General features: G+C 63.9%; 4 protein-coding genes and 2 pseudogenes. 2 read left to right on the forward strand and 4 right to left on the reverse strand.

From position 1 onward, the window contains the following. A partial coding sequence (locus PV350_RS38970; protein ID WP_500338173.1) for a hypothetical protein occupies window positions 1-400 on the reverse strand: 400 nt, incomplete at its 3' end. A 633-nt stretch (window positions 401-1033) separates the two neighbouring features. Between PV350_RS38970 and PV350_RS38975 the strand changes: the two genes are divergently transcribed. Further along, a complete protein-coding gene (locus tag PV350_RS38975; RefSeq protein ID WP_500338175.1) occupies window positions 1034-7981 on the forward strand; it encodes a scabin-related ADP-ribosyltransferase in 6948 nt (2315 codons plus the stop codon). Window positions 7982-8027: 46 nt separating this feature from the next. Further along, complete coding sequence (locus PV350_RS38980) at window positions 8028-9203, forward strand: type VII secretion system-associated protein (RefSeq protein ID WP_500338176.1); 1176 nt, start codon at window positions 8028-8030, stop codon at window positions 9201-9203. Window positions 9204-9776: 573 nt separating this feature from the next. Here the strand turns inward: PV350_RS38980 and PV350_RS38985 are convergent. The 3 genes and pseudogenes from PV350_RS38985 to PV350_RS38995 all read right to left on the reverse strand — a co-directional run. After that, window positions 9777-10307, reverse strand: a pseudogene (locus PV350_RS38985) (transposase); the annotation flags it as partial. Between the two features lie 39 nt (window positions 10308-10346). Beyond that, entirely contained in the window at window positions 10347-11414 is a 1068-nt protein-coding gene (locus tag PV350_RS38990) for an ISL3 family transposase (RefSeq protein ID WP_500338178.1), read from the reverse strand. Window positions 11415-11752: 338 nt separating this feature from the next. After that, window positions 11753-11887 (reverse strand): annotated as a pseudogene (locus tag PV350_RS38995) (hypothetical protein); the annotation flags it as partial. Window positions 11888-12023 lie beyond the last annotated feature (136 nt).

The following is a 12023-nucleotide window of genomic DNA, read 5'->3' on the forward strand; positions in this document are numbered from 1 at the left end:
GGCTGCGGGGGTGCTGCCTGGTGCGGAGTCCTTGGCGGGGGCGGGTACGCCTGTGCGGCCTGAATCTGCGGGGCTGGATGTTGTGCCGGTCGATGGTGCCAGGGGTGAGGGGGAGGGGTCGCACGCTGCCGGTGGGCTGGATGATGCGGGCACCGCTGGCACGGCGACCCTGGACCTGGCCCTGGCGTCTGGCGGTGTTCCGCGTCTCGTGGCTGGCCGTGTGCCCGGCGCAGTCGTGGTGGGCAGCAGTGCTGACGGGGCGACGGTGGTCGGCGACGGCGAGGCGACGGTGGCCGGCGGTGATGCCGATGACGTCACGGTGGTCGGTGAGGATGTGGCGGCAGGTGGGGCCGGCGCGGAGCGGGGTAAGGGCGGGTTGCCGGGGTCTGGTGTCGGTCATGACAAGGTCCGTGCCTGGCTGGCTGGTCAAAGCCCCGGCTCGGCTGACCGGTATAAGGCGGTGCTGCTGGATCCGGACAGCCGGTTCCCCCAGGCCGTTACCGCAAACCCCGTGAACACGTCAGCTGAGGGACTGGATGCGCGAGGGGGGGGCCAGCCTTCGGACCTACTTCCCGGCTCTGGGAGGCGGTGGGCGATGGGTGCCATGGGCACTATGGTTAGCCAGTCCTTGAGCGGTGCGGTGTTCTATGAGGACGGGGGTGCGGGCGTACTTCCCGGCTCTGGGAGGACAGGTACCACGGGCGCTGCGGCTGGCCCGGCTCTTGACGGTACTGCTTCCAGAGATGAGCCGGGGCAGGCGTCTGGTGGTTTGGTTACGCCTTTGGCCGGCGACCGGGGATCGGCCGGTGCGGAGGCTGCTCGTGAGGCCGCCACCGATCCTGATGGGCGAGAGATCAGTAAACAGGCCGCTGCCGATCGTGGCTGGGAGGTTGGTGAACGGGCTGCGGTCGAGGCGTTGGCCGGCAGGTGGGTGCGCGCGGACGTTACTCGGCGTTGGAATGATGGTGAGTGGTTTTCTGTTGCGGTGGCCCGCCGGTCCGGTGAGGCGGCCGCGGCCGCTGCCATCTTGCAGGTGGCTTTCGCCCGCATTCCTGGCTGGCTCAATTACTACCGTACCGTCCAGACCGGTATGCAGGACGGATCGCACGATTTTGTAGCCTTGTTTGTCCGGACCGGTGACGAACTGGCGGCGCTGGGGGTGGATGTTTTCGCCCTGGAGTGGGCGGCCGCGTCAGTCGGGCGACGGACCTTTGTCGAGGCCCTGGTCCGCAGGGGGATGCCTGGTCCGGGGATGACCACGGACTGGACCGACGGTGACCGGGGTGCGGTTGCGGTGGCCCTTCGCGCCAGTGCGGCGGCCGCTGCGGCCGTGATCCTGCGAGTAGCCGAAACCCGTGATCCCGCGGCGTTCGGTGAATATTTCGAAGCTCGGGCCGCCTTGACCGGCAGCGACATGCCGGCGGCGGTTGCCCGCTTGCTGTGGGCCGGCGTCGACCTGGCGGCGAGGGGGGTGGATGTCTTCGCCCTGGAGTGGATGGCCGCGTCAGCCGCGCAACAGGCCTCTGTCGATGCCCTGGTTTTCTGGACCATGCCTGGTTCGGAGAGTACCGCGGGCTGGACTGAGCGTGAACCGGGCGCGGTTGCGGTGGCTCTTCGTGCCAGTGAGGCGGCCGCAGCGGCCACCGTCCGGCAGCTGGCCAACCGCAGCCTTGCCACACTGCAGCAACCGCAGAGACCTCCGTTGGTTACACCTTCCGATGCTGATCGGCTGGCGGCTCGGCAGGCGGTTCGGTTGGCGGCTGCTCGTCGTGCTGCTGATCCGGACGGGCGGCAGTCCAGTGCTAGGACTGAGAAGCTTGCTGCTGCGTTCGAGGAGTATTACAGGGCTCGCGGCGACGTCGACAAGGCCGATGATGCCGACAAGGCTCGCGTGGCGAAGGCGGCGCGGGCTGCCGCGCGCCGTGTGGAAGCCCCGCATGTCGCGGCGGCGCGTCTTGTCGAGGCCGGGCATGCGCTGAGCGCTGAGGGTGTGGATGTTTTCGCTGTCGCATGGCAGGGCCTGCAGGGCAGTGAAGAAGAAGCCGATGTCAAAACCCTGGTTGCCGGGTGGCTGCCCGCGGGCAGCAGCACGGACTGGACCGGCCGTGAGTGGGGCGCGGTTGCCGTAGCCAGGCGTGCTGGCGAGAAGGCCGCAATTGCCGTAGCCGCAGGTGCCCGCAAGAAGGCGGCGGCTGCCGACGTCAGGCGTGCCGGCGAGGACCTCGCGGCTGCCACTACCTGGCGGGTGGCCGCTGACCGTGCCGGCCTTCCTGTACGCGACATCAGCTCACTACGAGCAGCAACCAGGCGCGAACTTGGGGACATGCGCTGGGAGGGTGCCGTCGACGTCAACGACGCCATGGTGGCCCGGTACTACGCGACCCTGACCCAGGAGGAGGCCGGTACCAATGAACGCGCTGTGGCCTTCGCTATTGCTGGCCGCATCGCCAACCACGGTCAGCCCTTCCTGGGCCTACCCGGCGGGGCCGCACGTCTGAAAACGCTTAGTGATGCCGGCGGGGGCGGCCGGCGTCGCGGTGCCGGCATCCCCACGGTTTCCACTCCCGACATCGACATCGACATACCGAACCTGGACGACCTCGAGGTCCCCAAACCCGACGCCAGCAACGTGCCGACAGCCTCCGGCTCCCCGGACACCGGCAGTTCCGGACAGGCACCGCGCAGCGAAGCCGGCACGGTCACCTCCGGAACCCAGGGGCCGACCGACTCTGGAGCAACAGGACCTGCCCAGAACACCGCTGCCTCAAGCCGTAACGGCGGCACCGGTACAGGCACCGTCACAGCAACCACAAGCGGTACGATCGAGGATCGCCCGCAGGGCATGACCGGTAGCGTTCCGGGCCAAAGCACCTCGAACAGCGATGTGCGACACGCCACGCCGATTCCTACCCACGTTGGCGCAGGCAGCAAAACCGATCAACGCGCGGCGGAAGCTGCAGAGCCTGGCGGCAGCGACGCACACGTCATGGGCAGGACCAACGTTAGCTCCGTATCAATTCAGGACACCAGCGCCGGGCTACCAGGCTTCGAGGACACATCCGAACTCGATCACGGGACCGGCAGCTCCCACGCTCTTGCTGCCAGCAGCCCGGTCAGCATGCAGAGCGGCTTGCCGCACACACTGACGTCTGTCAACAACCCAGCCACCGTGACTGGGTCGGCCGGTAACATCCCAGTATCCATCGGCGACACAACCCCGGCACCGGAACCCGCTGCCGCTAACGCCATCCTTACCGGCGCAGTTCCCTCTGGCCCCATGACTGGTCAGCCACAAACTAGCAGCGATCCAGGAAACCGACTGCACACTCCATCCGCGGTAACCAAGCCAGCGGCAATGGAAACCACAACCCCCCTGCGGACACTACCAAGCACCGAGCAGTTTACCGCGCCCAAGCCCCGAACCGGGTCCATGCCACAGCATGACACCGAATCGCCTCCCCATTTCACCCTTACTACCAACAACGACCTGTCCCCCCAAACAATTCACCTCGAGAACAGCGAACCGCTCTCCACGCAGGGGATAACTGCGGCCAACTCTGACCATGCGAATGGCCTGACAGTGGCCGCTAGCGGCGGCCCGAATCACACATCAGACAACGTACATGGCACGACTGACGACGATGCCACGCTCTTCGGCGCGCCTGACGACGACGTATTCCCTGCCGAGTGGGGTGTGGTGCGTGGTTTGGCTCCGGCGCGGCGTGTGGAGCGGTCGTGGGTGGATCCGGTTTCTGAGCCGGCGGGCGGGGGTGCGCATGCGCGGCGGTTTGAGGTTCGTTCGGGATTTGATGTTCGGAAGTTTGAGGTGGGTGGTCAGTCGGTATCTGATGTGACGGTTCGGGTGCGTCTGGTCGGTGGGGATCAGTTGCCGGCGGCGGTTGATGCTTTGTGGGATCGTGCTGTGGGTGGTGTGGAGAGGGTATTCAACCGGCCTGGTGCGGTGTTGCCTGACGGTAGTGTTTTGCACGTCACGCTGGAGCGCGTCACGGGGAACGCTTCAGACGCGCACCTGAATGTGAACGTGGGCGGGCCGCGAGGGGCGATGGACCAGTATGAGTGGTCGATCGACGCGACTGAGCTTGATCTGGCGCATGAGTTGGGCCACCAGCTGGGTCTGCGGGACGAGTATCAGGAGACCGGTGCGGAGCATCGCCCTGAGGTCGATGGCAGTCTCATGGGCAACTACCACAACACCGCTCCGGACGGTTTGCCCCAGGGTGGACTGCGCGACCGGTACCTGCAATTGATCCACGCCCAGATTGGTAGTCATGATGACCTTCCGGTTGGCGATGTGGTGCGCGCCGGCTCAGAGGGAGACATGACGTCTCGTAGCCTTGCCCCGCATGCTCCTGGCGAGGAGCGGCAGGGCCGCCAGATAGCCGAAAGCGATCTCACGGACCGAATGCGCCGCTGGTTGGACCGGCCCGCGACCATGAATCGATTTGTGCAGGTGAAGCATCTTGCGGGACTGCGGTACACAGGCCAGCCGAATTGGACTCCAGAAACCTTGGTCTCAATTGGCTCGCTTAACCTGGACTATGCCGACCGGGCAAGGTTGATACTGCGGGTGCCGGGGCTCAACGATGAACTGGCCGCCGCGCTACATAAGAGATTGGACGACGTCGATTCGGCTCCGCCACGCGTGCTGGTGCAGCCAGGGTATGCCTCCGGGGATCAGTTCGGTATCGCTGCGGCGCTGATTGTTGATCCACACTTGCATGTGGTGCTGGTCAGCGATGTAGGAGGCAAGCCGGATTCCAGCGGCGCCGTAGCCGACTTCTACCAAAGAAGCGGTATTTCTCCGTCGCGTGTGCATCGCATCACAGCGAATAAGGGCCAATCTGCCCAAGAGGCGAGCCGTAAGACGGTGAACAGCCTCCTCGACGTGATCAGTCCCGGTCTGTCATCTAGTCAGAAGCTAGAGCGGACCTTGGAGGTACGCGAAGGCACTAAATGGGTCGCCCGTAACTTCACCGTTGGCGTGCGTCGGACACTACGCAGAGCGTGGGAAATCGACGACGTTGGCTTCCCGCCTCGTGTACAGGAATATGTCCGCACCTGGCTTACCGTCCAGCAAGCTGTACCGTCGCCTCAGCAGGACACGATCGTGCTCTGGTCTCGGTTCAGTGGCAAGCAAGGTTACGCACACCCAGAGCACGACACATCTTTCGAAGGAATGCGGCAAATCCTGCGTAGGCTGGCGGAACGAGCGAAGGAGCGCGGAGAACGGCCGTTGGTGGTGATAGCTGGTGATGCGTACTCGGATCCAAAACATGCGAAAAAGTATGAGGATATCGCGGAGAAAGCGCGGAAGGATGGCCTAAATGTTCGAAATCTGACGAACTTCTGGAAGGGAAGCAAAACGTCGCTGCGAGCATGGGGCGGTGACAACCGGGTCGGTCAGTTCAGGCTGTACGAGTACCTGAACCGGCACAGCCGCAGCGTTCGCCACTTGGGCTTCCGCAGCGGCAATCTGGAGGCTATGGCGCTGATCGGGCACACGGTCATGTACTTGGAAGAAAGAGGCGCTCCGAGCGCTTGGCGTATGGAGCAGTGGCACGCTGCTGAGAACTCGCTGCGCACGCGTGACAGAGCACTTGCTGTCGGGTATGAACGCATTCTTATCGAAGAGCCGCCGACGCGTACAGGGAAGGTGATAACGAGGTGGCGCGAAACTGCTGCCCGGATGGCGCCAAACGATCCTGCTCGAAACCAACTTCCCGACTTCAAGGATCCGCCGTGGATTTTCGGCGCTTTGCACCGGCAACCTAAGCCGCCAAAGCTTTTCAAAGACACTGATAAGGGTTTCTACCAGGATGACCTCCAGAAAATTGCCGACTACCTGTTGCCTCGGCAAGTCCCCGCCGCACCAGCACCGCCGGGAAGGGCGGCGGTTCGTGCCCCTCGGCTGGAGAACGTCCCTGTAAGACCGGATGGCCCTGATCATCTTGATGGCGGCGGACTCGCAATGCAGGCGGCGATGTGGGCAGACGCAGCGCAGCAGAGGGCGGCGGACGTACAACGGTGGGCAGCGGAGCGAACGGGGGCTCAACGAGACGCAGCAAACGCGGCGCAGCAGGCAGCGCGGGCACGACAGGAAGCAGCGGACAACCGGCGAAAAGCGAAGGGTTGGGAAGAGAGCCTGCGGCAAGCACAGGCGAAAGAGCGGGAGGCGGCGCAACAAGCTAAGACAGCAGAGGAAATGGCAGTTGGGTGGCAGCGGGCGGTGCAGGCGGGGAGGGCAACGGAGCTCCAAGCGGTACATCAGCAGGCGTTGGCGCGCCAACTAAAGCTGGCGGCACGGCAGGCACAGCGGGCGGCGCAGCACCAGGCGGTAGTGGCGGCGCAGTACCAGTGGCTGGCCGAGCAGCGGGCCGCGGTGGAAGACCAAGTGCTGCAGCGGGCTTTGGCGGAGCAGCGGGCGGCGGAGCAGCGGGCGGCGGAGGCGCAGAAGGAAGAGCAGCGGGCGTTGGCGGAGCAGCGGGCGGCGGAAGCACAGCGGGACGAGAAGCGTGCTGCGGAGAAGCGGGCTGCGGAGAAGCGGGCTGCGGAGAAGAAGCCGGCGGAGAAGAAGCCGGCGGAGAAGAAGCCTGCGGAGAAGAAGCCTGCGGAGAAGAAGCCCGCGCCCCGTCGCAAACCCACGTATCGAGATGGTGATTTCTCCGATACGGACGAGGTTGAGAATTTGGTGCCGGATGACAGATCGTTCTTCGGTGACATGGAGAACGAGGTTCCTGCGGAGCATATCCAATGGGCTCTGGCGCAACATCCGGGGCGCCGTACCACTGCTGAACCACAGCCGGTCGTAGGTTTCGGGAAAAGCCGCTTCGGACTGCGGACCGACAAGCTGCCGGTCAGCAGGTCCGAAAGGTTTCGAACCTTGCGATACCGCACGGATACAGAACCTCTATACCGCTACGACACGCGTCACTACGACACGATATTCAACGAAGGGTTCCATCCCTGGAACGGCAAGCGGGTGCGAAGCCTCGCTCACTATCAGTCCTATGTGCAGCGTACGGCGATGGTTAGCGCATCCCGCAGTGGGGGTGAGTACCTACCGGAGTGGGCCGCAGCCGCGGACGGAACGGCCTACCTGTATGTGATTCATGCACCCGGTGGTATTGACATGGTGGAGAGCTTGCAGCGCAGAGCCCGCTACCCCATGCAAGAAGTGGTTTTCTGGAAGGGCATCAGGCCGGAATTCATTGACCGGGTGGAACTGGTACGGAAACCTCCTAACCAACGCTACCCTGAAGTCCTCAGAGTGATTTCTCGCGGCGACTGGGAGAATGAATTTGAAACTGGTGGCAGGACTCTGCAAGATGGCTCCTGGCGCGGACCAAGTGGGTTGAAGCTTACCGTCGATGCGAACCGACTTGCCAGCGATCTTGCGGTACGGTCGTACCAACTGGAGCCGCGTATTACTTTGGAGGTGCAGTCGTGTACAAAGAATGTGAAGCATTTGAAGTTCTCCTCCGACGTAAAGACGGCAGCTTCGCTGAAGCGCAAGTTGGCGAAGCAACTTCTCGAGAACCCCGGAGTGGCGGCGCAAGATGCTGTGAATGGATTCGGGGACGCCGTGCGTTATACAGTGACGGTGACTAGATTCGATAAATATGCGAAGCGCGTTGGTGAGATTGCCAAGGAGTTGCGAAGCCGTGGCTACACTTTGATCTCCCATCGGAACAGTTGGGGGAGCCCTGGCTATCGGGGAATCAATACAGTATGGCATGATCGGAAAAATCGCATCAATTTCGAGATACAATTCCACACAGTGCGAAGTCGTGAAGCCAGAGAAGCTGCGCATATATTCTACGAGAAGATGCGCATCCCTGGCCTCGATCAGGCTAAGCAAAAGGAATATGCTGAGGAGATGCGCAAAATATTCCACACGGTCCCTCTTCCGGAAGGTGTATTCACCATTGAATGGATGGCAAGTGGTGGCGAAGGTGCATGAGATTGAGTTACTGCAAGGCCGTGTATTCCGATGTATATTCCCGTAATTGAAGGCAAGGAAGCCTCTAGTGGAGAACGTTTCTTATTATGCCGTGTTGGGATTCGGCTACTCGCGGGATAATCCCATCGGGATTTTCCGCCGTCGCATCTCAGAAGGCGTTGGCTTCGACGAGGCGTTTACTCGAAACCTGTTCTGGGAACCCACCGATTACTTTGCTCTCGATGCCCTGGGTTACAACGAGACAGAACATGTCGAGATCGGCAAGGCGGAAGCGGATGCGCTCATTGCGCGGATCTCTGCCCACTCTAACCGTGAGGAGGACCCTGCCGCACTGGCCCGGGACCAGGAAAGCAGCACAGTCGTGGATGGGGGAGGGGCGCTTGTGAGCAGCGACCCCATGGAAGTAGTCGTCTCCGGGGGAGGAGCGGGAACACCTCAGGCCGAGGAGTCCGAAATCGTGTGGAGCGAATCCGCCGGCAAAGGTGGTTTCGAGGAGGCAGGCATTCCGGGTTCGGCCAATCACCGCATGGGCCTTGAACGCGGACACTTTGACGACGACATTTTGGAAGACGTCAGTCCGGTGGGTGGGCGCCTCGTCGGATGGGCCGGGCGTCTGCAGGCCATCCCCGTCGACCAGGACGTGGAGCGCGCGCTTGTTGACGATGGTGACCTTCAGGATGTGCCCGAGGACGTCCGTGAAGCGGCCAAAATTCTCCCGAACCACTGGCTCGGTCTCGTTGATCCGCTGTGGGACGCCGACCAGGCCCCCCCAATGTGGGCGGTTGTAGGGCATTGGCGATCGGGTCACGATGGCGAAGTGGCGGAGTGGACGGACAATCCCGACTACAGGCCCTCGCCTGCGATGCTTAACTGGGATGAGCCAACGGACTTCCTCGACGCCGCGGTACAGTTGGCGGCTTCTGGATACGGCCCGGTAGAGGAAGTCGCGAGGTTGCTGGCCTCTGCAGAGGTCGCAGTGCTGGTGGATGCGGCAGATTCACCAGTTACTGCGTCGGCGCCGGACGGCACAGCAGTGGTGCCGGTTTTCACTTCCGGGCCGCACGTCGCGAAGATGGGAGCCTTCCGCCACCAGGTGATCCCCGCTGCTCAACTGGTTGCTCGGATACCCGAAGGACATCGGCTCTACTTGAATCCGACTGGTCCCGTTGGGTTTGCCGTGGACATGGACGCTCTTCTTAGGGCGATCTCAAAGTCGGATTGACCTTGTAGTTCACCCGTCGATCCTCGATGGGTGCGTCAGCCCACCGCTGATGAACTCGGGAGAACGGTGGGGTCCTCATCATCGAATTATCATCGATGACACCGGGTTCATCAAGAAGGGGCCTCACTTCCTTTCGGACAGTCGGCCGGACCTTTTGTTGCGGTGATCAGACACTCGACATCGCATGATCACTGGTGTCGGCGTACAAGTGGACGTGCGCCAGCTCGTACGGAGAAATGTGAACCATTTGCGGTGCGGTGATGGGGGTGGGATCCGTGAGTCTGCTGCTGTCGGTTCGGGGTGGCAGGGAGGCGACTGGCGGTGGTGCTGGATCCACATCGGTGGCTGGAGCTTAGGCGGTTTCGTTCGCTGTATGAGTCCGGTGCGATGAGCCTGCGAGAGATCGCCAAGGAGACCGGGCTGTACCGCCGGACAGTCAGCAAGTATCTGAAGGGTTCGGCTTCTCTCGCGCCGCCGAAGCGCGAGGCGGCCGGTCAGAGACCTTGGCGGTTGGTGGACGAAGTCGCGCCACTGATCGACGCGATGCTTACTGACGTTGAATGCGTGATGTCGTCACGGTGGGGCGGGGATGAGTCCGGTCCCGGCAAGGCATCCGTCAAGGACGTCGTGACGGTATTGGAGCCGACGTAGCCCCTGACGGACTGCGTTGATCAGGTCCTGCGGGTCGGCGAAGGCCCGGTTCGCGGTGGTGGTGCGCCGCAGTATCGACCAGATGCCTTCAACCGGGTTGAGGTCAGGTGCGTAGGGCGGCAGCTGGTAGACGGTGAGCCAGTCCCGGTCTGCGATGTAGCGGCGCATCCCTGCTGTCAGGTGGGTATTGAGGTTGTCCCACACGAGCACGATGGGGCCGCCCAGTTGTTGGTGGGCGGCCTGGATCAGGTCCCGGTAGTCGGTCCAGGCGAAGCTCTTGCGTCCGTCCGGGCGGGCGTCGGTGCTCGGCCGGTAGATCAGCCGGGACGGTTGGCCAGGTTTGTAGCAGGCCAGGGCAGCGACGGATAAGCGGCGGCGGGAGCGGCCGCGGACCCGGATGATCGGGGTGCGGCCGCGTCGGGCCCAGGTGCGGTGGGTGGGCGGCGTCATCGAGAGGCTCAGTCAAGATTTTCGTGATGCGATGACGCTGCGTCATGCGAGGAGGACCCGTTTGCGGAGAAGCGGGAGGCTTGCGCGTCCATACATCTGTCGTTTGAGCATCTTGATCCGGTTCACGTGGCCTTCGACGGGGCCGCTGCTCCAGGGCAGGGTGAGGCCGGCCAGGACAGCGTCCCAGTCGCGTTCGAGTCCGTCGGCGAAAGCGTGCAGCTGCGGCAGGTCGTCGGCGTGGACCGCGCGGATCCAGGCGGCCAGGTCGGTGCCGGTTCGGTCGCAGATCATGCGAGCGAAGGCGTGGACGTGGGTGCGCAGTGCGGCCAGTTCGGGGCATCGGGACAGGACGTCTTCGAGTTGTTGTTCTTCCTCAGCTCGTAAGCGCCCGGGGTGGCGGGTGATCCAGCGGGTGAGGTCCTGCGGTTTTGGCGGCGGTGCGGGTGCCGTCTTCGTGGTATCACGCAAGGGACGCAGGAGGCGGCGCACTGCTTGCGGTGTGCGTCCTGGGTAGCCCTGGGCCTGAATCTCACGGAAGAGGGCGGAGGCGTTGGTGCAGCCCTGGTTCCAGCGGCTGATCAGGTAGGGCCGCCAGGCGTCCAGCCGGGTGGTGCGGATGGCGCGGTCGGCGAGGGCTTCGGGGTTCTCGCAGCGTGCGTAGCGGCGGGCGGTGTGACGGGCCAGTCCGAGTTCGCGTCCGATGGCGCTGATCGTCCATCCCTGGGCAAGCAGGTCCTGGACGGCCCGGTATCGCTCTCGGGTGCGGGTGACCAGCCATTTCTCGGCGCCGGTGTCGGGGTTGAGAGCGGGGTCGGGAGGTGCCTTTGTGTGCGTGGGTTCGGACTGCGGGGACTGCGGTGGTGTCAGGCAGGACCGGTGGGTGATCACGATGCGTTCGACCGTATGAGCCAGGTTGTCCGCCAGGTGCCAGGCGTCGGCGACCTGACGGGCTTGGGGTGCTCCGGCGTTTGCTGCCTCCGCGTAGGCTCCAGCTCGGTCCCGGCAGACGATCTCGATGTCGGGATGATCGGCCAGCCAGGAGACCAGGGGTGCTTTCCCGCGGCCGGGCAGGAGATCCACGACACGATGCGAGTCCAAGTCGACGAGCACGGTCCCGTAGCGTCGGCCGCGGCGGGGGTGGCGAAGTCATCGACGCCGAGCACGCGCAGTGCCGGCTGCCGTGGATCGGGCATCGCCATCACCACGTTGAGCAGGGTAGTTCGGCTGATCGGGATGTGCAGGACGTCCGCGAGCCGGGCGCCGGCCCGCCCGGCCAGTGCCAAGGCGATCGCTTGCACGATCTCGGTGAGAGCGGCCGTGCGGCGGCCGTATCTCACGGTCAAGCCTGCTGTCTGCTCGGCGAAGGTCCGGCGAGCGCAGCGAGCACTGTCACAGAACAGGCATCGGACGCGCAGATCGATGACGACCCGGCGGCCGCCAAGGCCGGCATCGGCCAAATGCCGCCGATAGCGACTGTGGACTCGCCGCGCCAGCCCACCACAGTCGGGACAGGGCACGGCCGCGCCATCATGGGTCCGAGCGACGACCAGTACGTTTTCCTCTTCCACACGCACCTGTTCCACCAGTACGGCCGACAGATGGGGGAAGAGATACTGCAGCGGCTTGGGCGAGTTCCGGGGTCGGGTGGTTGGCCGGGCCGTGACCGGTTGGGGTGCATAGCAGCGCAGGCACGGGCTTCGTGATCATTGGGGTGTCGAA

This window comes from Streptomyces sp. PA03-6a (assembly GCF_033792765.1).
GTDB lineage: Bacteria > Actinomycetota > Actinomycetes > Streptomycetales > Streptomycetaceae > Actinacidiphila.